A 19,470-nucleotide genomic window follows, 5' to 3' on the forward strand; every position below is an offset into this window, starting at 1 on the left:
TCCGGCGATCAGGCCCCCTTGTCCGGTTCGCCCGTGTGAGCGCGTAGAGTCTCCGGTCGTGAAAGAGACGGCCGGGCGAGCACCCCAGGACACCTCGCCGTGCGTCGCCGTACGCGACCTGGTCCGCACCTACCGCACCGGGCGCGGCGCCGCCACCACCGAGGTCCGGGCCAACGACGGGATCAGCCTGACCGTCCGGCAGGGCGAGGTCTTCGGGCTGCTCGGACCGAACGGGGCCGGGAAGTCCACGCTGGTGCGCCAGCTCACCGGGCTGCTGCGCCCGGACTCCGGCTCGGTCGAACTGCTCGGCCACGACATCGTGCGGCACCCCGAGCGGGCGGCGCGGCTGCTCGGCTACCTCGGGCAGGAGTCCACCGCCCTGGACGAGCTGACCGTGGTGCTGGCCGCCGAGACCACCGGGCGGCTGCGCGGGCTCGGCCGGGCGCAGGCCCGCGCCGAGACGGCGGAGGTGCTCACCGAACTCGGGCTGGAGCCGATCGCCTCGCGGCCGCTGGCCAAGCTCTCCGGCGGGCAGCGCAGGCTCGCCTGCTTCGCGGCCACCCTGGTGGGGGAGCGGCCGCTGCTCGTGCTGGACGAGCCGACCACGGGCATGGACCCGGTCGCCCGGCGGGCCGTGTGGTCGGCCGTGGACCGGCGCCGCGCCGAGCGCGGGACGACGGTGCTGCTGGTCACCCACAACGTGATCGAGGCGGAGACCGTGCTCGACCGGGTCGCCGTGGTCGACGAGGGCCGGGTGATCGCCTGCGACACGCCCGGCGGGCTCAAGGCGCTGGTGGACGGCGACGTCCGGCTCGACCTGGTCTGGCGGGACGAGGCGCCGCTCGGCGTCCCCGCCGTCGCCGCGCTGGCCGAACGGGCCGAGCGCACCGGGCGCCGCTGGACCGTCCGCACCACCCCCGAGCAGGCCCGCGAGCTGGTCGCCGCCGTCACCACCGGCCCGGCCTTCGCGGCGCTCGACGACTTCACCCTCGCCACCCCGAGCCTTGAGGACGCCTACCTCAAGCTGGGCGGCCGCCATCACGGAGGACTCGCCAATTGAACCCTCCCCCGGCTGAACGCAGGGGGATTCCTGGCTCACGCTGCTCGGCCGTCCAGCGAACGATCAAGTCCTACGCGATCAGCACCAGCCGGGATGGAACCAACCCGGTGACGACAAACTCAAGGAGGTAGCACGTGCTTGGTTCTCGCAACGCGCCGCTCACACGCTACCCGACCGCCTGGGCAGCGGTCCGCGGATTTTCTCTTCCCGCCCCTGCGCCACGCATCCTCGGAGGACTTCGGTGACGCTGCTCTCGGTGCCCCCGCGGACCGACCGGTCGACGGTCGGGCCCGCCCCGCTCGCCCCCGCCGCCCGGCTGCTGCCCTCGCTCGCCGCGGTGTACCGGGCGCAGCTCGCCCGGGCCAAGGTGGCGCGGATCCCGCTGCTGTTCGTGGCGACCTTCCAGTCCGTCGGCATCCTGGTGATGATGCGGGGTGTCGTGGAGGCCGGGCAGACCTCGGCGGCGCGGTCGGTGGTCGCCGGGTCGAGCGTGCTGGTGGTGGCGTTCGTCGCGCTCAACCTGCTCGCCCAGTACTTCGGGAAGCTGCGGGCCAACGGGGGCCTGGACCACTACGGGACGCTGCCGGTGCCGGCCGCCTCGGTGGTGCTCGGCACGGCCGGCGCGTACGCCTCGTTCACCCTGCCGGGGACGCTGGTCACCGCGGGCATCGGCGCGGTGATGTTCGGGCTGCCGCTCGGGCAGCTGTGGGTGCTGCTGGCGGTCGTGCCGCTGGCCGGGGCCGCGCTGTCCGGCCTGGGCGCGGCCTGCGGGCTGCTGGCGCCGCGCCAGGAGATCGCGACGATGCTGGGGCAGCTCGGCATGTCGGCGGCCCTGCTGCTGGGCGTGCTGCCGGTGGACCACCTGCCGCAGCCGGTGCTGTGGCTGCGGGACCTGCTGCCCTCGACGTACGGGGTGGAGGCCTTCGCTCGGACCTTCGCGCCGGACCCGGACTGGGCGGTGGTCGCGGCGGACCTGGGGGTCTGCGCGGCGGTCGGCGTGGTGTCGCTGGCGCTGGCCACCTGGGCGTACCGGCGGGCGGTCGCGCGGTAGGCCGGTGCCCGGCCGGTGGGGCCGTTCGGGCGGCCGTCGTGAAACGATGGGGCCTGTGACCGTACCGAACACACCTCCGGATCCCGCCCACGCCGACGTGGAGGCGGAGCAGGGCGCCGCGCCCGACCCGTTCGCGCCGCCGCCGGTCTCGGACGAGGAGCCGCCCCCGGGTATGCCGGAGGCCCCGCCCGTGGCGGAGCACCCGCTGCCGGCGGAGCTGCGGATCGGGGCGGGCGTCGTGGTCGCCTGCCTGCTGGTCGGAGTGCTGATGGCCGGGCTGTGGGCCTGGCTGGCGCCGAAGGTCCCGCTGCTGGTGGACGGCGACCGGATCCTCTACGCGGACCCCGAGGGCGAGCAGCGGGCGGGCGCCGACGCGGTGTTCGTGCTGATCGCGCTGGGCGCCGGGATCGTGACGGCGCTCGGGGCCTTCCTGGTGACCCGCAAGCGCGGCGGCGGCATCTCGGTCGCACTGGGGCTCGCCGTCGGCGGACTGCTCGGGTCGATCGGCGCCTGGCGGATCGGACGCTGGCTCGGGCCCAGCAACAACCTGATCGCGGAGGCCCGGCGGGTCGGCAACGGAGGGCACTTCGACGCGAGTATCGACCTCGGGGCGCTGGGGGCGCTGCTGGTGTGGCCGATGGTGGCGATGGTGGTGCTGCTGGCGCTGTCCGCGGCGTTCGGCAAGCGGGAGGAGGACCCGCCGCCGTACTGGGGGGCTCCGGCGGGGACGTACGGGGCCCCTGAGGCTCCCCCCGCAGCTCCTCCGGTGGACGCGGCTCCGGCGGACGCGGTTCCCCCGGCGGACGCGGCCGCGCGGGAGCACGGGAAGGGCTGAGGTTCTCCCGGCCGGGCCGGGTTCCCCGGCGAGGCGGAAGGTCGGCGGTCCGGTACGGGCCGGGCCTTCCGCCTCGTGCCGTTTCCCGGGCCCTCAGCGGGCGATGGCGGCCGTGCGGGCCCGGGTGAGGGCGATCAGGTCGGCGGGGGCCAGCTCGACCTCCAGGCCCCGCCTGCCCGCCGAGACGTAGACGGTGGGGTGGCCGAGGGCGCTGGCGTCGATCACCGTGCGAAGCGGGCGGCGCTGGCCGAGCGGGGAGATGCCGCCGAGGACGTAGCCGCTGCTGCGCTCGGCGGCGGCCGGGTCGGCCATGGCGGCGCGCTTGCCGCCGACGGCGGCGGCCAGGGCCTTGAGGTCGAGCTGGCCGGCGACCGGGACCACGCCGACGGTGAGGGTGCCGTCCACGTCGGCGACCAGGGTCTTGTAGACCCGCTCGGGGGCGACGCCCAGGGCCTCGGCGGCCTCGCCGCCGTAGGAGGCGGCGGCCGGGTCGTGCTCGTAGGCGTGGACGGTGAAGGCGACGGCGGCGGTCTCCAGGGCGACGGTGGCCGGGGTGCCCTGGCCGCCCTTCTTGGGCTTCTTGGCCATGCGGGGGTGCCTTGCGTCAGTTGGGGCTGAAGGACTGGCGGGTGAGCTCGACCGCGGGGAGCGAGGGCAGCCAGCTGAGGACGGCGCTCTCGCGGCGCAGCAGGTCGAGTTCGGTGCGCAGCCGCTGGGCGGTGTCGGGGCAGGCGAGCAGCCGCTGCTTGACCGGGGTCTCGAACACCGAGGCGGCGGCCACCAGGTAGGAGAGCACCTGCGGGTCGTCGGGCAGCTGCGGGCGGCCCATGGTGGTGGCCTCCTTCGCCCCGGCCAGGCGTTTCTGGTAGACCCGGAACGCCCGCTCGACCTCGGAGGCCAGGGCGCCGGAGCCCTCGCCGGACTGCTCCTCGATCGGCTCGATCTCGCCGGTCAGGTACGGACCGGCGACGTCCACCGAGCGCAGCCAGAACCGGGTGGTGCCGGTGACCAGCAGCTCGTAGCGGCCGTCGGACTGCTTCTGGGCGGAGGAGACGTCGGCGACGCAGCCGACGTGGAACAGCGCCTCCAGCGGGTCGCCGGTGGCGGTGCCCAGGCCGTCGAGCGGGCCGGCCGGGCCCTCCTCGGGGCGGACCGGGGCGACCTCGCGGCCGTCCTTGATGGCGAGCACGCCGAAGCGGCGCGGCGCGTCCTCGGGCTGTTCGAGCAGGTCGGCGACGAGACGGCGGTAGCGCTCCTCGAAGACGTTCAGGGGCAGCACGAGGCCCGGGTAGAGCACGGTGTTCAGCGGGAAGAGCGGCAGCCGTTCTGTCACGGCGGACAGCGTAGTTCCCCGGGCCCCGTCCTTGTCGCCCGGTTAACGCCGTCCACGGTGTCGGGCCGTCCGAAGCCGTCCACGGTGTCAGCCCCGCTGGAGCAGCCTGCTGGCGCCCGTCACGACGGTGGAGGCGAGCAGCCAGCCGACCACGACCAGCCCGGCGGAGATCCACTGGGAGGTCCCGCCGGGGTTCCAGGCGCCCTGGTTGAGGTCGACGATCGGCAGCAGCTTGTCGAGGGTGAAGAGCACCGCGTTCCAGTGCGGGCGCTCGTCGGCCTTGAGCGGCTCCGGCTGGTGGGTGGCGAACCAGACGCTGCCGAGCGCCCAGGCGAGCAGCAGCCACAGGCCGGCCCGGCCGGGGCGGTAGCCGTAACCGACGGTGACGTCCTGGACCCGGCCCCAGATCCGGGCGGGCAGTGGCAGGGTCTCCCGGCGGCGGCGCTGCTTGGCGTACAGCACCTGCCGGGCGTCGTCGTCGGCGCCGTCGCGGCGCAGGGCGCCGGCGAGCTGCTCGTAGGACTCCGGCTGGAACTCCACCGCGGAGCCCTCCAGCCAGGCGATCCGCTGCTGGGCGGTGAACTGGCCGACCGGGCGCAGGTTCTCGTAGACGAAGCCGGTCAGCCGCAGGTGTTTGCCGAGTGGCCAGGCGTCCGGGGAGTCGACCAGGTTGCCGACCCGGGCGCGGGACAGCGAGACCATGCCGGTCGGCCGGATCTTGCAGGTGAAGCGGAGCTCGGGGGTGTGGATGCGGCGCAGCGAGAGCTCGTCGTCACCCTCCAGGTGGAATTCGCCGGAGATCAGGCAGGCGGCCTCGAAGCGGGCGTCGGACAGCCGGACCTGGCCGTAGGCGCGGAAGGGGGTGCTGGGGGCGTCGGGCGGGGGGCTCTGGCCGTAGCCGGAGCCGTAGTAGCTGCGGGAGCCGAACCAGCCGCCGTCGGCGGAGCTGGTCAGGTACAAGGTGTGGCCGACGTTGAGCCGGACCGCGTTGAGGCAGACCCGGTTCCGCGGGTCGGCGTACAGCTGGGCGCCGCGGAGCGAGAAGCGGCCGCCTATTCGGGCCGTCCGGACGCTCAACTCGCCGTGGGTCTCCAGGCGTTCGGCCTCGAAGTCCTGGTGGACGGTCATCCCGTCGGCGGACACCGCGCGGCCGTAGCGGTCGCCGCCGATGACGGCCAGGTTGAGCAGCAGGTCGGTGCCGATCTTGGCGTCGGTGAGCCGGACGCCGTCGGGGATGCGGCAGCGGGCCAGGTGGAGGTCGCCGGTGGTGGCGAGCCGGGAGGCCTCCAGCCGGGGGATCAGGCAGTCGACCATGCGCAGGGTGGTGGCCGAGGCCTCCGAGATGAGGATCTTGTGCTCGAAGCGGCAGCCACGCAGTTCGACGTAGCGGTCGATGTGGCCGCCGGCCAGGTTGAGCGCGCCGGTGACCGTCACCCCGCTCATCCGCAGCGAGGCGACCCGCCCGGGCGCCGGCTCCGGGCCGACCAGCAGCAGGTGGGCGAGCGCCTCGGCGCTGACCGTCCGCCCGGGTCCCCACGGGGTGTCCCCGAAGGGGTCGTCGATGTCGGATTGGCCACTTCGGCGGTCGAATACATCCCCTTGGCGGAAGGCCTCCCAGAGTTCCTGCTCGGTGTCGGTCCAGCCCTCTGGAGCGCATTCCGCCATGGTCTACCCCGTCCCCCCGGTCGTCTCGCCTTTCGTATCACGGACTGAAATGCGGGACCAGTGGTTCCGGCCACTCCTTACACTGGGTGGCGTGATCTCTCGAATCGACCTCCGCGGCTCGCTCGACGACCCGCGTGACCTGCTGCCCCGTGCCGAGTTCGACGTGGCGGCCGCGCTGGAGAAGGTACGGCCGATCGCCGAGGACGTACGCCATCGCGGGGTCGCGGCGCTGATCGAGATCACCGAGCGCTTCGACGGCGTCCGGCTGGAGTCGACCCGTGTCCCGGCCGAGCAGCTCACCGAGGCCCTGGAGACGCTGGACCCGAAGGTGCGGGCCGCGCTGGAGGAGTCCATCCGCCGGGCCCGGGCCGTGCACGCGGACCAGCGCCGCACCGGGCACACCACCCAGGTGGTGCCGGGCGGCACGGTCACCCAGCGCTGGGTGCCGGTCGAGCGGGTCGGCCTGTACGTGCCGGGCGGGCTGGCGGTCTACCCGTCCTCCGTGGTGATGAACGTGGTGCCGGCCCAGGAGGCGGGCGTCCAGGGCATCGCGGTCACCTCCCCGCCGCAGAAGGAGTTCGATGGTCGGGTGCACCCGACCATCCTGGCGGCCTGCGCGCTGCTCGGCGTCGACGAGGTCTACTCGGTCGGCGGCGCCCAGGCGGTGGCGATGTTCGCCCTGGGCACCGAGGAGTGCGCCCCGGTCACCATGGTCACCGGCCCCGGCAACATCTACGTGGCCGCGGCCAAGCGGCTGTTCGCCGGCCGGATCGGCATCGACTCCGAGGCCGGCCCGACCGAGATCGCCGTCCTCGCCGACGACAGCGCGCTGCCCAGCGACGTGGCCGCCGACCTGATCAGCCAGGCCGAGCACGGCCCGACCTCCGGCTCGGTGCTGGTCACCGACTCCCCGGCGCTGGCCGACGCGGTCGAGGCCGAGCTCGCCGTGCAGGTCGCGAAGACCAAGCACAGCGAGCGGGTCGCCGAGGCGCTCGGCGGCCGGCAGTCCGGCATCATCCTGGTCGACGACCTGACCCAGGGCCTCGCCGTGGTCAACGCCTACGCGGCCGAGCACCTGGAGATCCAGACCCGCGACCCGCACGCGGTCGCGGCCAAGGTGGTCAACGCCGGCGCGATCTTCATCGGCCGCTGGACCCCGGTCTCGCTGGGCGACTACGCGGCCGGCTCCAACCACGTGCTGCCGACCGGCGGCTGCGCCTGCCACTCCTCCGGGCTGTCGGTGCAGACCTTCCTGCGCGGCGTCCAGGTCGTCGAGTACGACCGGGACGCGCTGGCGGACGTCGCCGCGCACGTGGTCAACCTGGCCAACGCCGAGGACCTGCCCGGTCACGGTGACGCCATCAAGGCTCGGTTCGATTGGACGGTTCCCGGCTCGTGACCGCTATTGACGACCTCCCGATCCGGGACGAGCTGCGCGGCCAGTCCCCGTACGGCGCACCGCAGTTGGACGTGCCCGTCCAGCTGAACACCAACGAGAACCCGTACCCGCTCCCCGAGGAGCTGGTGGCCCGGATCGCCGAGCGGGTCGCCGAGGCCGCCCGCAACCTCAACCGCTACCCCGACCGGGACGCGGTCGAGCTGCGCGAGGGCCTGGCCGCGTACCTGACCCGCACCACCGGCCACCCGGTCGCGCGCGAGCAGGTCTGGGCCGCCAACGGTTCCAACGAGGTGCTCCAGCAACTGCTCCAGACCTTCGGCGGCCCCGGCCGCAGCGCGCTGGGCTTCGAGCCCTCGTACTCGATGCACGCGCTGATCTCCCGGGGCACCGGCACCGCCTGGATCTCCGGCCCGCGCAATGACGACTTCACCATCGACGTGGACGCCGCGCTCGCCGCCATCGCCGAGCACCGGCCGAACGTGGTGTTCATCTGCTCGCCGAACAACCCGACCGGGACGGCGGTGTCGGCCGACACCGTGCTGCGGCTCTACGAGGCCGCGCAGGCCGCCCGGCCCAGCCTGGTCGTGGTGGACGAGGCGTACGTCGAGTTCTCGCACCGCGCCTCGCTGCTGCCGCTGATCGAGGGCCGCCCCAACCTGGTGGTCAGCCGCACCATGTCCAAGGCCTTCGGCGCCGCCGGCCTGCGCCTGGGCTACCTGGCCGCCGACCGGGCGGTGGTCGACGCCGTCCAGCTGGTGCGCCTGCCGTACCACCTGTCGGCCGTCACCCAGGCCACCGCGCTGGCCTGCCTGGAGCACACCGACACCCTGCTCGGGTACGTCGGGCGACTCAAGGAGGAGCGCGACCGGCTGGTCGACGCGCTGCGGGCGATGGGCCTGGAGGTGACCGACTCGGACGCCAACTTCGTCCAGTTCGGCCGCTTCGCCGACACCCGCGCCGTCTGGCAGGCCATCCTCGACCAGGGTGTCCTGGTCCGTGACAACGGCGTCCCCGGGTGGCTGCGCGTCACCGCCGGCACGCCCGCCGAGAACGACGCCTTCCTGGACGCCGTCCGCACTGTGATCAAGGAGCTGTAACCCCGTATGTCCCGCATCGGACGCGTCGAGCGCACCACCAAGGAGACCTCCGTCCTGGTCGAGATAGACCTCGACGGCACCGGCAAGACCGACATCTCGACGGGCGTCGGGTTCTACGACCACATGCTCGACCAGCTCGGCCGGCACGGTCTGTTCGATCTCACCGTCAAGACCGACGGCGACCTGCACATCGACACCCACCACACCATCGAGGACACCGCCCTCGCGCTCGGTGCCGCCTTCAAGCAGGCGCTCGGCGACAAGGTCGGCATCTACCGCTTCGGCAACTGCACGGTGCCGCTGGACGAGTCCCTCGCCCAGGTCACCGTGGACCTCTCCGGCCGGCCCTACCTGGTGCACACCGAGCCCGAGGGCATGGCGCCGATGATCGGCAGCTACGACACCACGATGACCCGGCACATCCTGGAGTCCTTCGTCGCCCAGGCCCAGATCGCGCTGCACGTGCACGTCCCGTACGGGCGCAACGCGCACCACATCGTGGAGTGCCAGTTCAAGGCGCTGGCCCGGGCGCTGCGCTACGCCGCCGAGCGTGACTCGCGCGCGGCCGGAATCCTCCCGTCGACCAAGGGTGCGCTGTGAGCAAGTCCACGATGATCCTCCTCTTCGTCGGCCTCTTCCTGGCCGGCGGAGTGATCTCCTTCTGGAAGCAGAAGCTGCCGAAGGGCGTCATCCTGGTGCTGGCCTTCGGCTCCGTGATGTGCCTGGCCTCCGGCCTCATGCGCCTGTAGACCCGCCGCCCGCCGCTGAGAGACTGGACACCTGAACACATGGGCAAGAACGTCGTCGTCCTCGACTACGGCTCCGGCAACCTGCGCTCCGCGCAGCGCGCCCTGGAGCGGACCGGGGCGAACGTCACGGTCAGCTCCGACTACGACACCGCGATGGCCGCGGACGGCCTGCTCGTCCCCGGCGTCGGCGCCTTCGAGGCCTGCATGCGCGGGCTGAAGTCGGTCCGCGGGGACTGGATCATCGGCCGCCGGCTCGCCGGGGGCCGCCCGGTCATGGGCATCTGCGTCGGCATGCAGATCCTCTTCGAGAAGGGGGTCGAGCACGGCGTGGAGACGGCCGGCTGCGACGAGTGGCCGGGCACCGTCGAGCCGCTGGACGCCCCGGTCGTCCCGCACATGGGCTGGAACACCGTGGACGTGCCCGAGGGCAGCCGGATGTTCGCCGGCCTGGACCCGGAGACCCGCTTCTACTTCGTGCACTCCTACGGGGTGCGGCACTGGGAGCTGGAGATTCACAGCGCGCGGATCAACCCGCCGCTGGTCACCTGGGCCACGCACGGCCGGCCCTTCGTCGCCGCGGTCGAGAACGGCCCGCTGTGGGCCACCCAGTTCCACCCCGAGAAGTCCGGCGACGCCGGCGCCGCCCTGCTGACCAACTGGGTCAACACCCTCTGACGAGCTGAAAGTTGTCACTGATGAGCCGCCTCGAACTGCTTCCCGCCGTCGATGTCCGGGACGGCCAGGCCGTCCGCCTGGTCAAGGGCGCCTCCGGCACCGAGACCTCCTTCGGCGAGCCGCTGGCCGCCGCGCTCGCCTGGCAGAACGCCGGCGCCGAGTGGCTCCACCTGGTCGACCTGGATGCCGCCTTCGGCACCGGTTCCAACTACGAGCTGCTGCGCGAGGTCACCGGCCAGCTGGACATCAAGGTCGAGCTGTCCGGCGGCATCCGCGACGACGAGTCGCTCGCCCGCGCCCTCGCCACCGGCTGCACCCGGGTCAACCTCGGCACCGCCGCCCTGGAGGCCCCCGAGTGGGTCGCCAAGGCCATCGCCGAGCACGGCGACAAGATCGCCGTCGGCCTCGACGTGGTCGGCACCACCCTGCGCGGCCGCGGCTGGACCCGCGACGGCGGCCAGCTCTTCGACGTGCTGGAGCGCCTCAACCAGGAGGGCTGCGCCCGCTACGTCGTCACCGACGTCAACCGCGACGGCACCCTGACCGGCCCCAACCTGCAGCTGCTGCGCGACGTCTGCGCCGCCACCGACCGCCCGGTGGTCGCCTCCGGCGGCGTCTCCTCGCTGGACGACCTGCGCGCCATCGCCACGCTCGTCGGCGAGGGTGTCGAGGGCGCCATCGTGGGCAAGGCACTCTACGAGCAGAAGTTCACCCTCGAAGAGGCCCTGGAGGCGGTTTCAGGATGATGGATGGTCGGATCGTACGCGGTCAGGTCGTGCGCGGCCGGGTCGGTGGCTTCTCCCCCTGGGAGGAGGAGTTCGGCTACTCCCGGGCGGTCGCCGCGGGTGACCATGTGCACGTGGCCGGCTCCACCGCCTGGGTGGACGGCCGGATCGAGCACGAGGGCGACCCGTACCGGCAGACCCTCGCCGCGTTCGGCGTCGGGCTCTCGGCCCTGGCCGCGTACGGTCTGACCGCGGACGACGTGGTCCGCACCCGGATGTACATCACCCACGCCCGCGACGCCGAGGAAGTGGGCCGCGCCCACCGCGAACTCTTCGACGCCGCACGCCCGGTGGCCACCATGGTGGTGGTCGAGGGGCTGATCGACTCCCGGATGCTGGTCGAGGTCGAGATCGACGCGTACCGTGCCGGGCTGGCAAAGACCCTGGAAGGCAAACAGCCGTGACCCTCGCAGTACGAGTCATCCCCTGCCTGGACGTGGACGCGGGGCGGGTGGTCAAGGGCGTCAACTTCCAGAACCTGCGCGACGCCGGCGACCCGGTCGAGATGGCCAAGCTCTACGACGCCGAAGGCGCCGACGAGCTGACCTTCCTCGACATCACCGCCTCCTCCGGCGACCGGGAGACCACCTACGACGTGGTCCGCCGCACCGCCGAGCAGGTGTTCATCCCGCTCACCGTCGGCGGTGGCATCCGTGCCGTCGAGGACGTCGACAAGCTGCTGCGGGCCGGCGCCGACAAGGTCGGCGTCAACACCGCGGCCATCGCCCGGCCGGAGCTCGTCCGTGAGATCGCCCAGCGGTTCGGGCGGCAGGTGCTGGTGCTCTCGGTGGACGCCCGGCGCTGCCCCGAGGGGACGGAGACCGCTTCGGGTTACGAGGTCACCACCCACGGCGGACGCCAGGGCACCGGCCTGGACGCCGTCGAATGGGCGGGCCGCGCCGCCGAGTTGGGGGCGGGCGAGATCCTGCTCAACTCCATGGACGCGGACGGCACCAAGGACGGCTACGACCTGGAGATGATCCGGGCGGTGCGCAAGGCCGTCTCGGTGCCGGTCATCGCCTCCGGCGGGGCCGGCAAGCTCGCCGACTTCGCGCCGGCCGTGGAGGCGGGCGCGGACGCGGTGCTGGCGGCCAGCGTGTTCCACTTCGGGGACCTGCGGATCGGCGAGGTCAAGAACGCGCTGCGGGAGGCCGGGCACCCGGTCCGGTGATTCCTCGAACGGTGCTTGTTCGTGTTCGCGAACACGAACAGGCACCGTTTCCTCTTGTTCCTCTTCTCAGGACTCGCGCGGCTCGCCCTTGATCAGAGCGAACGGGGCGCCGTTCAGGTCCGCCAGCCAGGCGATCCGGCCGACGTTGTCCACGTCCGCGGCCGGCATCAGCACCGAGCCGCCGGCCGCCGTCGCCTTGGCGATCAGCGCGTCCACGTCGTTGGCGGCGAAGTACGGCGTCCAGGCGGAGGGCTGGGCGGCGTCCATCGTCGGGGCGATGCCGCCGAAGCCGGTCTGCCGCTGGTCGCCCTCGGCGGTGGAGATCACCCGGTAGCTCATGCCCGGGGACGGCTCGAAGTTCTCGACCCGCCAGCCGAACAGGGACTTGTAGAAGTCGTAGCTGCCGTCCTGGTCCTTGGTGTGCAGCTCGGACCAGCACAGCGTGTTGTCCTCGGAGACGGCGTCCAGGCCCCGGGTGTCGCCGGCCTGCCAGACGGCGAACTCGGCGCCCTGCGGGTCGGTGAGGGCGGCGAACCGGCCCTCCTGCATGACGTCCATCGGCGGGACCCGGACCGTGGCGCCGGACTGCTCGGCGGCCTTGACGGTCGCGTCCAGGTCGGGGGAGAGGAAGTACGTGGTCCAGGCGGACCGCGCGCCCTGGTCCAGCTTGCCGAGAGCCCCGACCGTCCTGCCGTCCAGCTGCAGGAATCCGTAGCCGCCGGCCTCGGGGACCTCCTGGAAGGTCCAGCCGAAGACCTTGCGGTAGAACTCGGCGGTGGCCGGGATGTCCGGGCAGCCCAGGTCGATCCAACAGGGCGAGCCGGTGGGGAAGTCGGTGGTGAGCATGTCGTGGTGCCCCTTCGACGGAGAGTGACCGAGGCGGTTCCGTCGGGCGCGCACACGCCCCTCCCCGGCCACCTGCGAGTCTGCACCCGGGGACCGACATCCGCAGCGCGGGCGCGCGGTGACCCGTGGACCGAACCGGCTCACTCCGTAATCCGGTTGGGGCCGCGTCCCACGGCCCGGGCCGGAACCTCGTGTCGTGGGACGCCCTCTTCGGAGCTATTTCGGCGGCAGCGGCAGGACGTGGCGCAGGGCCTCGATGGCGTCCGGGGCGCCGTCCACGTCCAGGGTGGTGCGGGCGCCGCGGCCGTAGGTGAAGAGGACGAGTTCGCCGGGCTCGCCGGTGAGGTGGACGGTGGGGGCGCCGGCGGGGCCGACGGTGAGGGACTGGCCGTCGGGGCGGCTGAGGGTGAGGCGGACGGGGGAGCGGCGGCCCGCTTCGAGGCGGGCGATCAGGGGGAGGCGGCGCCACAGGGCCTCGGCGCGGCCGGGCGGGACGGGCTGGGCGGTCCAGTCGTCGCCGGCCCGGGCGACGTCCTCGGCGTGGACGAAGTACTCGATGGTGTTGGCCGCTTCGTCGGCGCCGGGCAGGGCGAAGAGGGAGAACAGCGGCGGCCCGGCGCGGAAGAGTCGGACCAGCTCCTCGTACGGCCGCTCGGCGTAGCCGTCCTGCACCCGCTGGGTCCAGCCGGCCAGGGCGCCGACCCGGATGCCGGCCGCCGCGTCGGCGCGGCGCTCCCGGACGACCAGGTGGGCGGCGAGGTCCCGGGCGGTCCACCCGGCGCAGAGGGTGGGGGCGTCCGGCCCGGCGGCGGTGAGGAGTTCGGCGAGGCGATGACGTTCGGCGAGGGCGTGGTTCGACATGGTGTCACCCTATGGGTGGAGCTGTCCGGTCAGCTTGGGGCCACCCTGCTTGTTGCCGGCGGTCAGGGTGCAGGTGTAATCCCGCCAGCCCTGCTGGTAGTTGACCATGGCCGGGCCGAACTGCCGCGGATAGTAGGTCTTTCCGTCGTTCTGCCGGGCCTTGGCGGCGGTCTCGGCGTCCTTGCAGCCGTCCCGCATGGCGAGGGCGATCGCGATCTCGCCGGTCAGCCCGTCGGCCAGCTTGAGGTTGGCGATGACCTCGCCGTCGTGCTCGCCGGCGCAGGGCCGTTGTTCGGCCTTGGTGATCACCGGGCTCAGCTGGGGGTGGTCGAAGCAGGTGCCCACCGGGAAGAAGGCGTACGGCGGTTGCGGCCTGGTGGGGGTGGGCGTCGGGGTGGGGGTCGGTGTCGGAGTCGGCGTCGGGGTCGCCGAGGGCGGGGGCGGCGCGGCGGCCGGCTTCTTGTCCTCCGGCCAGAGCAGCACGGTGGCCACCACCGCGAGCAGCACGGCCAGGACGGCGGCGACGGCGATCACCAGGCCCCGGGACGGACGGGAGGCGGCGGCTTCGGGCGGCTGCTGCTCGGAGGTCATGGCCACGAGGATGGCCCACCGGGGCCACGCCCGGCAGGCGGTTGGCGGAACTGCCCCCGAACGGGCCGCGCCCGAACCGTTCGCCCCCCGGACGGGACGCCGGGGGCGCCGGACGGACTGACACAATGGCCCCATGTCCACCACACCCGCCGCCCCCGGTACCACCGCCCTCGACCCCGCGATCGCCGCCCGCCTCAAGCGCACCGAGGACGGCCTGCTCCCGGCCGTCGCGCAGCAGTACGACACCGGCGAGGTACTGATGCTCGGCTGGATGGACGACGAGGCGCTGCACCGCACCCTCACCACCGGCCGCTGCACCTACTGGAGCCGCAGCCGCCGCGAGTACTGGGTCAAGGGCGACACCTCCGGCCACGTGCAGGCGGTCAAGTCGGTGGCGCTCGACTGCGACGGCGACACCCTGCTGGTGAAGGTCGACCAGAGCGGCGCGGCCTGCCACACCGGCGACCGCACCTGCTTCGACGCCGACGTGCTCCCGCTCGCCTGATCCCACCCCCGTCCACAACTCCAGAAGGTGCCGCCCCGCATGGACCTCGAAGCCTTCCGCAAGCTCGCCGTCGACACCCGGGTGATCCCGGTCACCCGCAGGCTCCTCGCGGACGGCCTCACCCCGATCGGCCTCTACCGCAGCCTCGCCGAGGAGCGGCCCGGCACCTTCCTGCTGGAGTCCGCCGAGCAGGGCCGCAGCTGGTCGCGCTACTCCTTCGTCGGTGTGCGCAGCGCCGCCGCGCTGACCGTCGGCGAGGACGGCGACGCCCGCTGGCTCGGCACCCCGCCGGTCGGCATCCCGACCACCGGCGACCCGCTGCAGGTGCTGCGCGCCGCCCTGGAGACGCTGCACACCCCGCGGCACGCCGACGACGGCCTGCCGCCGCTGACCGGCGGCCTGGTCGGCTACCTGGGCTACGACGTCGTCCGCCGGCTGGAGAAGCTGCCCGACCTCAACCCGGACGACCTCAAGCTGCCCGAGCTGACCATGCTGCTGGCCACCGACCTGGCGGTGCTCGACCACGCCGACGGCACGGTGCTGCTGATCGCCAACGCCGTCAACCACAACGACCTGGCCAGCGGCGTGGACGAGGCCTACGCGGACGCGGTGGCCCGGCTGGACGCGATGGAGGCCGACCTGCTCAAGCCGGTCGACCCGGGCCTGGCCACCTTCACCCCGGCCGGCCCCGGCGAGGTGCACTCGCCGTTCGGCGGGGCGCCGTACCGGGCCGCGGTGGAGGAGGTCAAGGAGCGGATCCGGGCCGGCGAGGCCTTCCAGGTCGTGCCCTCGCAGCGCTTCGAGGCGCCCTGCCCGGCCTCCGCGCTGGACGTCTACCGCGTCCTGCGCACCACCAACCCCAGCCCGTACATGTACCTGTTCCGCTTCCCCGGGCCGGACGGCGGCGCCGAGGGCGGCTTCGACGTGGTCGGCTCCAGCCCGGAGGCGCTGGTCAAGGTCACCGACGGCGAGGCGATGGTGCACCCGATCGCCGGCACCCGGCACCGCGGCGCCACCCCGCACGAGGACGCGGCGCTGGCCGCCGAGCTGCTCGCCGACCCCAAGGAGCGGGCCGAGCACCTGATGCTGGTCGACCTTGGCCGCAACGACCTCGGGCGGGTCTGCGAGCCGGGCAGCGTCGAGGTGGTCGACTTCATGCAGATCGAGCGCTACAGCCACGTGATGCACATCGTCTCCACCGTCACCGGCAAGGTCGCCCCCGGGCGGACCGCCTTCGACGTGCTGACCGCCTGCTTCCCGGCCGGCACCCTCTCCGGCGCGCCCAAGCCCCGGGCGATGCGGATCATCGAGGAGCTGGAGCCCACCCGGCGCGGCCTGTACGGCGGCTGCGTCGGCTACCTGGACTTCGCCGGGGACTCGGACACCGCGATCGCGATCCGCACCGCGGTGCTGCGCGACGGCACCGCGTACGTGCAGGCGGGCGCGGGCGTGGTGGCCGACTCCGACCCGCACGGCGAGGACACCGAGTGCCGCAACAAGGCGGCCGCCGTGCTGCGGGCCGTCGCCACCGCCAATACGCTGCGGAGGCCGGAACTGTCCTGAGGCGTGAGGAGGCGGCCGGGATGCCCGAGGTGCCGTACGACGAGTTGCGCTGGGGGGTCGTGTTCGGGGCTGCCGTGCAGTTCGAGGAGCAGCAGGTCGGCCCCGGCCGGGTGCTCTCCGGCGTGGTGGTCGACTTCCCGGCCGCGTCCGGCCCGATCGCCCCGGACCTCGTGGTGCTCGACCCGGGGGCCGGCCGCGGCGCCCGGGGCCGGTACGGCGCCGCCGACGTGGCGGCGGTACTGGAGGTCGCGCACCCCGGCCGGGACCACGCCTGGGCGCGGGCCTGCGCGCAGAGCGGTGTGCCGCTGTACGTGGTGGTCGACCCGGCCGCCGCCGACTGCACCGTGCACACCGCGCCGGATCCGGGCGGGGTGTACCGGGAGGCCGAACGGGTGCCGTTCGGCAACGACCTGTTCCTGCCGCTCGGCGGCCGGACGGTGGTGCTGCGGACGGACGAGTTCCCGACCCCGGGTACGGACCCGGGCGTCGGCCGGGGGATAGTGGACGGGTGACCGCTGCAGACCACACCCCCGCCCCCGCCGCTCCCGCCACGTCCACGGCCGGCCGCCGCACCCTCGGCGTGATGCTGCTGCTGACCGTGCTGGGCGCCGTGCTGGTGCTGACCGCGGCCGGGCGGGACTGGGCCGAGGGCCGGGCCGGCACCCTGGACGTGTCCGTCACCGGCGGCAAGATCTCCGAACTGCCCGGCGGGCTGGCCCTGGTGGGCCTGGCCGCGGCCGTCGCGGTGTTCGCGGTGCGCGGCGTCGGTCGGCTCGCGGTCGGCGCGCTGACCCTGCTGGCCGGGCTCGGCGCGGCCGCCGCCTCGGTGGCCGGGGCCTCGGACACCGCCGCGCTGGACTCCGCCGCCTCCGGCAAGCTGGCGCTGGCCGGCTCGACGGCCACCGAGGTCTCGCACAGCGCCTGGCCCTGGGTCGCCCTGGCCGGCGGGTTGCTGCTGGCCCTGGCCGGGCTGGTCACCCTGCGCTACGGCCGCGGCTGGCCGGCCATGGGCAGCCGCTACGAGGCGCCCACCCGCAAGGCCCCGGTGAAGGCCGATACGCCGGGCGACCTGTGGAAGGCCCTGGACCGCGGCGAGGACCCCACCGCCGTCTGAGCCCGAGCGGCACATGTGACGCGATAGACCCGCCACCCGCTTTGGGCCGCCCGTGTGTGGCCCGGCACAATGGAACCCGTCAACCCGCCGGCGGCCCCGCAGGCCCGGCTGGGCCCCGAGAGCCTAGGAGCACCATCGATGGCAGCAGCAGCACACGGCCACAACCCCGCCGCCTGGACCGGCGTCGTCATCTCCTTCGTCGGCTTCGGCATCGCGGGTGTCGCGATGATCCTGCCGTCGCCGCTGCTGGTCGTGGCCGGTCTGGCGGTCGTCCTGGTCGGCGGCATCATCGGCAAGGCCATGTCGATGGCCGGCATGGGCAAGCAGCCGAGCACCAACGTGTACAAGTCGGTCGAGGAGCAGACCGCGGCCCGCAAGGCGGCCCTTGAGGCCCGCGCCGTCGCCGCCTGACGACAGGTACTCCTTTCGCACAACCGAACGGCGGGCGCGCCACGCCCGCCGTTTCGTTCTGTCCGGGCCCGGCGCGGGCACAATCGGGGCGTGAACGCCGCCCCCACCGCCTCCGCCCCGCCGCCCGTACTGCGCCGGCTGGGCCCGCCGCTGGCCGCGTTGGCGGCGGTGGCCATTCCCGCCGGGTACGTCGCCGTGGTGGACCCGAACACCCACGGGCACTACCCCGACTGCCCCTTCCTGACCGCCACCGGCTGGTGGTGCCCCGGCTGCGGGGGCCTGCGCTGTGTCCACGCGCTGGCCCACGGGGACCTCACCGGCGCCCTGCACGACAACGCCGTGGCCGTGCTGCTGTTCGGCGTCCTGGCGGTGCTCTGGCTGCGCTGGGGCTGGGCCGCGCTGACCGGCGGGCCGTCGCCGAGGGTCTCGGTCGGGGCCCGGCGCTGGGCGCTGATCCTCCTGCTGGTGCTGGTGTTCACGGTGGTGCGCAACCTCCCGGTCGGGGCGGGGCTGGCACCGCAGCCGGTCTGAGCCGGTCCGCGCGGGGACGTCCGCCGCCGCAGCCGGTCTGAGCTGGGACGTAGGGCCGGCGGGGGAGGAGGTCGACGGCCGCCGGAGGGAGCGTCCCGTTCCGCGAGACGCGGTTCGGGCGGATGCGCGGCGGACGAGTGGGTGCCGATACCATCGAAGAGCGGACGGGCCGCAGCCCGTCCGGCTCGGATGAGCGAACTGCAGAAACGATGGGGGCTCCTGAGTGAGTGTGCTCGACTCGATCATCGAAGGGGTCCGTGAGGACCTCGCCGAGCGGCAGGCCCGGGTCTCCCTGGACGAGCTGAAGGCCCTGGCGGCCAAGGCCCCGGAGGCCAAGGACGGCGTCGCCGCCCTGAAGGGCGACGGGGTGCGGGTGATCTGCGAGGTGAAGCGCTCCAGCCCGTCCAAGGGCGCGCTGGCGGCCATCGCCGATCCGGCCGCCCTGGCGCGCGACTACGAGGCCGGCGGTGCCGCCGCGATCAGCGTGCTGACCGAGCAGCGCCGGTTCGGCGGGTCGCTGGCCGACCTGGACGCCGTCCGCGCCGCGGTGGACACCCCGGTGCTGCGCAAGGACTTCATCGTCACCGCCTACCAGCTGTGGGAGGCCCGCGCGCACGGCGCCGACCTCGCGCTGCTGATCGTCGCCGCCCTCGACCAGCCGGCCCTGGTGTCGCTGATCGAGCGCGCCGAGTCGATCGGCCTCACGCCGCTGGTCGAGGTGCACGACGAGGAGGAGATCAAGCGCGCGGCGGACGCCGGGGCGCGGATCATCGGCGTCAACGCCCGCAACCTCAAGACCCTTGAGGTGGACCGCAACACCTTCGAGAACGTCGCGCACGCCATCCCGGCCGGCATCGTCCGGGTCGCCGAGTCCGGTGTGCGCGGCCCGCTCGACGTGATCAACTACGCCAACCTGGGCGCCGACGCCGTGCTGGTCGGCGAGTCCCTGGTGACCGGCAAGGACCCGCGTGCCGCGGTGGCCGACCTGGTCGCGGCCGGGACCCACCCCGCCGTCCGGCACAAGGACTGACACAGCCCGATGAAGATCGCCACCCGACTCGCCCCAGGTTGCCGCCCGCGCGGCTGCCGCGCGCCCGCACGCCGGGTGCTGGGGCGTCGGGTGCGGTACGTGATCGGTTGCGAGCCGGGGCAGGTGCCGGGGCGGCGATGGCGCGTGACGCTCGGCTGAAGTCAGCCGATCGGACGTCACAGTCATCCATATCTCCCC

General features: G+C 73.6%; 25 protein-coding genes. 19 read left to right on the top strand and 6 right to left on the bottom strand.

All coding sequences use genetic code 11. The features are described from left to right. The first annotated feature begins 58 nt into the window (after nt 1–58). From ACGF12_RS07055 to ACGF12_RS07065, 3 genes are all read left to right on the top strand, one after another. Nucleotides 59–1,060, top strand: coding sequence for an ABC transporter ATP-binding protein (locus ACGF12_RS07055; protein ID WP_393026660.1), 1,002 nt, complete (start codon nt 59–61; stop codon nt 1,058–1,060). 241 nt (nt 1,061–1,301) lie between these two features. Continuing rightward, nucleotides 1,302–2,111, top strand: coding sequence for an ABC transporter permease (locus tag ACGF12_RS07060; RefSeq protein WP_393026663.1), 810 nt, complete (start codon nt 1,302–1,304; stop codon nt 2,109–2,111). Nucleotides 2,112–2,166: 55 nt separating this feature from the next. Continuing rightward, nucleotides 2,167–2,946 (top strand): hypothetical protein, encoded by a 780-nt coding sequence (locus tag ACGF12_RS07065; protein ID WP_393026666.1) that lies wholly within the window; start codon nt 2,167–2,169, stop codon nt 2,944–2,946. 93 nt (nt 2,947–3,039) lie between these two features. On the opposite strand, the gene ybaK is transcribed toward ACGF12_RS07065, so the two are convergent. The 3 genes from ybaK to ACGF12_RS07080 all read right to left on the bottom strand — a co-directional run bounded on the left by ybaK (nt 3,040) and on the right by ACGF12_RS07080 (nt 5,944). Next, entirely contained in the window at nt 3,040–3,534 is a 495-nt protein-coding gene (ybaK, locus tag ACGF12_RS07070) for a Cys-tRNA(Pro) deacylase (protein ID WP_393026669.1), read from the bottom strand. A gap of 16 nt (nt 3,535–3,550) precedes the next feature. Beyond that, on the bottom strand, nt 3,551–4,279 hold the full coding sequence (locus tag ACGF12_RS07075) for an LON peptidase substrate-binding domain-containing protein (RefSeq protein ID WP_393026672.1): 729 nt from the start codon (nt 4,277–4,279) through the stop codon (nt 3,551–3,553). Between the two features lie 87 nt (nt 4,280–4,366). Further along, nucleotides 4,367–5,944 carry an oxidoreductase gene (locus tag ACGF12_RS07080; protein ID WP_393026675.1) on the bottom strand — a complete coding sequence of 526 codons (1,578 nt, stop codon included), beginning with the start codon at nt 5,942–5,944 and terminating at the stop codon, nt 4,367–4,369. Nucleotides 5,945–6,035: 91 nt separating this feature from the next. Between ACGF12_RS07080 and hisD the strand changes: the two genes are divergently transcribed. The 8 genes from hisD to hisF are packed head-to-tail and all read left to right on the top strand — an operon-like array spanning nt 6,036 to nt 11,820. After that, a complete protein-coding gene (gene hisD / locus ACGF12_RS07085) occupies nt 6,036–7,343 on the top strand; it encodes a histidinol dehydrogenase (RefSeq protein ID WP_393026678.1) in 1,308 nt (435 codons plus the stop codon). Continuing rightward, nucleotides 7,340–8,440: a histidinol-phosphate transaminase gene (locus tag ACGF12_RS07090; RefSeq protein WP_393026681.1), complete on the top strand. Its 1,101-nt coding sequence runs from the start codon at nt 7,340–7,342 to the stop codon at nt 8,438–8,440. Before hisD ends, ACGF12_RS07090 begins: the two co-directional genes overlap by 4 nt. A gap of 6 nt (nt 8,441–8,446) precedes the next feature. Then, the gene (gene hisB, locus ACGF12_RS07095; protein WP_360505447.1) at nt 8,447–9,040 is read left to right on the top strand and encodes an imidazoleglycerol-phosphate dehydratase HisB; all 594 of its coding nucleotides are present in this window, start codon (nt 8,447–8,449) and stop codon (nt 9,038–9,040) included. Further along, nucleotides 9,037–9,189, top strand: a complete 153-nt coding sequence (locus tag ACGF12_RS07100; RefSeq protein ID WP_393026760.1) for a hypothetical protein — start codon at nt 9,037–9,039, stop codon at nt 9,187–9,189. The genes hisB and ACGF12_RS07100 overlap by 4 nt, the downstream gene beginning before the upstream one ends. Nucleotides 9,190–9,228: 39 nt before the next feature. Continuing rightward, entirely contained in the window at nt 9,229–9,864 is a 636-nt protein-coding gene (gene hisH, locus ACGF12_RS07105; protein ID WP_393026685.1) for an imidazole glycerol phosphate synthase subunit HisH, read from the top strand. 20 nt (nt 9,865–9,884) lie between these two features. After that, nucleotides 9,885–10,610 (top strand): bifunctional 1-(5-phosphoribosyl)-5-((5-phosphoribosylamino)methylideneamino)imidazole-4-carboxamide isomerase/phosphoribosylanthranilate isomerase PriA, encoded by a 726-nt coding sequence (gene priA, locus ACGF12_RS07110; protein ID WP_380609355.1) that lies wholly within the window; start codon nt 9,885–9,887, stop codon nt 10,608–10,610. After that, nucleotides 10,610–11,053 carry a RidA family protein gene (locus ACGF12_RS07115; protein ID WP_393026689.1) on the top strand — a complete coding sequence of 148 codons (444 nt, stop codon included), beginning with the start codon at nt 10,610–10,612 and terminating at the stop codon, nt 11,051–11,053. Before priA ends, ACGF12_RS07115 begins: the two co-directional genes overlap by 1 nt. Continuing rightward, nucleotides 11,050–11,820 carry an imidazole glycerol phosphate synthase subunit HisF gene (hisF, locus tag ACGF12_RS07120; RefSeq protein WP_393026692.1) on the top strand — a complete coding sequence of 257 codons (771 nt, stop codon included), beginning with the start codon at nt 11,050–11,052 and terminating at the stop codon, nt 11,818–11,820. The genes ACGF12_RS07115 and hisF overlap by 4 nt, the downstream gene beginning before the upstream one ends. Before the next feature lie 66 nt (nt 11,821–11,886). On the opposite strand, the gene ACGF12_RS07125 is transcribed toward hisF, so the two are convergent. From ACGF12_RS07125 to ACGF12_RS07135, 3 genes are all read right to left on the bottom strand, one after another. Next, on the bottom strand, nt 11,887–12,666 hold the full coding sequence (locus ACGF12_RS07125; RefSeq protein ID WP_393026695.1) for a VOC family protein: 780 nt from the start codon (nt 12,664–12,666) through the stop codon (nt 11,887–11,889). Nucleotides 12,667–12,882: 216 nt separating this feature from the next. Continuing rightward, entirely contained in the window at nt 12,883–13,527 is a 645-nt protein-coding gene (locus tag ACGF12_RS07130) for a TIGR03085 family metal-binding protein (RefSeq protein WP_393026698.1), read from the bottom strand. A gap of 9 nt (nt 13,528–13,536) precedes the next feature. Beyond that, entirely contained in the window at nt 13,537–14,118 is a 582-nt protein-coding gene (locus ACGF12_RS07135) for a hypothetical protein (protein WP_393026701.1), read from the bottom strand. 133 nt (nt 14,119–14,251) lie between these two features. On the opposite strand from ACGF12_RS07135, the gene hisI reads away from it, so the two are divergent. From hisI to trpM, 8 genes are all read left to right on the top strand, one after another. Continuing rightward, complete coding sequence (hisI, locus tag ACGF12_RS07140; protein WP_393026703.1) at nt 14,252–14,623, top strand: phosphoribosyl-AMP cyclohydrolase; 372 nt, start codon at nt 14,252–14,254, stop codon at nt 14,621–14,623. Nucleotides 14,624–14,662: 39 nt separating this feature from the next. Then, nucleotides 14,663–16,186 (top strand): anthranilate synthase component I, encoded by a 1,524-nt coding sequence (locus ACGF12_RS07145; protein WP_393026706.1) that lies wholly within the window; start codon nt 14,663–14,665, stop codon nt 16,184–16,186. 20 nt (nt 16,187–16,206) lie between these two features. Beyond that, entirely contained in the window at nt 16,207–16,698 is a 492-nt protein-coding gene (locus tag ACGF12_RS07150) for a Uma2 family endonuclease (protein ID WP_393026709.1), read from the top strand. After that, entirely contained in the window at nt 16,695–17,300 is a 606-nt protein-coding gene (locus tag ACGF12_RS07155; RefSeq protein WP_393026711.1) for a TIGR02234 family membrane protein, read from the top strand. Before ACGF12_RS07150 ends, ACGF12_RS07155 begins: the two co-directional genes overlap by 4 nt. Before the next feature lie 138 nt (nt 17,301–17,438). Further along, entirely contained in the window at nt 17,439–17,711 is a 273-nt protein-coding gene (locus tag ACGF12_RS07160; protein WP_393026713.1) for an HGxxPAAW family protein, read from the top strand. A gap of 90 nt (nt 17,712–17,801) precedes the next feature. Next, nucleotides 17,802–18,242, top strand: a complete 441-nt coding sequence (locus ACGF12_RS07165; RefSeq protein WP_393026716.1) for a DUF2752 domain-containing protein — start codon at nt 17,802–17,804, stop codon at nt 18,240–18,242. A gap of 223 nt (nt 18,243–18,465) precedes the next feature. Continuing rightward, on the top strand, nt 18,466–19,272 hold the full coding sequence (trpC, locus tag ACGF12_RS07170; RefSeq protein WP_393026718.1) for an indole-3-glycerol phosphate synthase TrpC: 807 nt from the start codon (nt 18,466–18,468) through the stop codon (nt 19,270–19,272). A gap of 9 nt (nt 19,273–19,281) precedes the next feature. Then, nucleotides 19,282–19,431, top strand: coding sequence for a tryptophan biosynthesis modulator TrpM (trpM, locus tag ACGF12_RS07175; RefSeq protein ID WP_355673186.1), 150 nt, complete (start codon nt 19,282–19,284; stop codon nt 19,429–19,431). Nucleotides 19,432–19,470 lie beyond the last annotated feature (39 nt).

The organism is Kitasatospora sp. NPDC048296, assembly GCF_043201815.1.
In the GTDB taxonomy this organism is placed as follows: Bacteria; Actinomycetota; Actinomycetes; order Streptomycetales; family Streptomycetaceae; genus Kitasatospora.

What these genes read in the sequence shown, in the direction of transcription:
- ybaK (WP_393026669.1), bottom strand. Translation starts at nt 3,534, where the DNA reads ATGGCCAAGAAGCCCAAGAAGGGCGGCCAGGGCACCCCGGCCACCGTC.
- ACGF12_RS07080 (WP_393026675.1), bottom strand. Translation starts at nt 5,944, where the DNA reads ATGGCGGAATGCGCTCCAGAGGGCTGGACCGACACCGAGCAGGAACTC.
- hisB (WP_360505447.1), top strand. Translation starts at nt 8,447, where the DNA reads ATGTCCCGCATCGGACGCGTCGAGCGCACCACCAAGGAGACCTCCGTC.
- hisH (WP_393026685.1), top strand. Translation starts at nt 9,229, where the DNA reads ATGGGCAAGAACGTCGTCGTCCTCGACTACGGCTCCGGCAACCTGCGC.
- priA (WP_380609355.1), top strand. Translation starts at nt 9,885, where the DNA reads ATGAGCCGCCTCGAACTGCTTCCCGCCGTCGATGTCCGGGACGGCCAG.
- ACGF12_RS07115 (WP_393026689.1), top strand. Translation starts at nt 10,610, where the DNA reads ATGGATGGTCGGATCGTACGCGGTCAGGTCGTGCGCGGCCGGGTCGGT.
- ACGF12_RS07125 (WP_393026695.1), bottom strand. Translation starts at nt 12,666, where the DNA reads ATGCTCACCACCGACTTCCCCACCGGCTCGCCCTGTTGGATCGACCTG.
- ACGF12_RS07130 (WP_393026698.1), bottom strand. Translation starts at nt 13,527, where the DNA reads ATGTCGAACCACGCCCTCGCCGAACGTCATCGCCTCGCCGAACTCCTC.
- ACGF12_RS07135 (WP_393026701.1), bottom strand. Translation starts at nt 14,118, where the DNA reads ATGACCTCCGAGCAGCAGCCGCCCGAAGCCGCCGCCTCCCGTCCGTCC.
- hisI (WP_393026703.1), top strand. Translation starts at nt 14,252, where the DNA reads ATGTCCACCACACCCGCCGCCCCCGGTACCACCGCCCTCGACCCCGCG.
- ACGF12_RS07145 (WP_393026706.1), top strand. Translation starts at nt 14,663, where the DNA reads ATGGACCTCGAAGCCTTCCGCAAGCTCGCCGTCGACACCCGGGTGATC.
- ACGF12_RS07150 (WP_393026709.1), top strand. Translation starts at nt 16,207, where the DNA reads ATGCCCGAGGTGCCGTACGACGAGTTGCGCTGGGGGGTCGTGTTCGGG.
- ACGF12_RS07160 (WP_393026713.1), top strand. Translation starts at nt 17,439, where the DNA reads ATGGCAGCAGCAGCACACGGCCACAACCCCGCCGCCTGGACCGGCGTC.
- trpM (WP_355673186.1), top strand. Translation starts at nt 19,282, where the DNA reads ATGAAGATCGCCACCCGACTCGCCCCAGGTTGCCGCCCGCGCGGCTGC.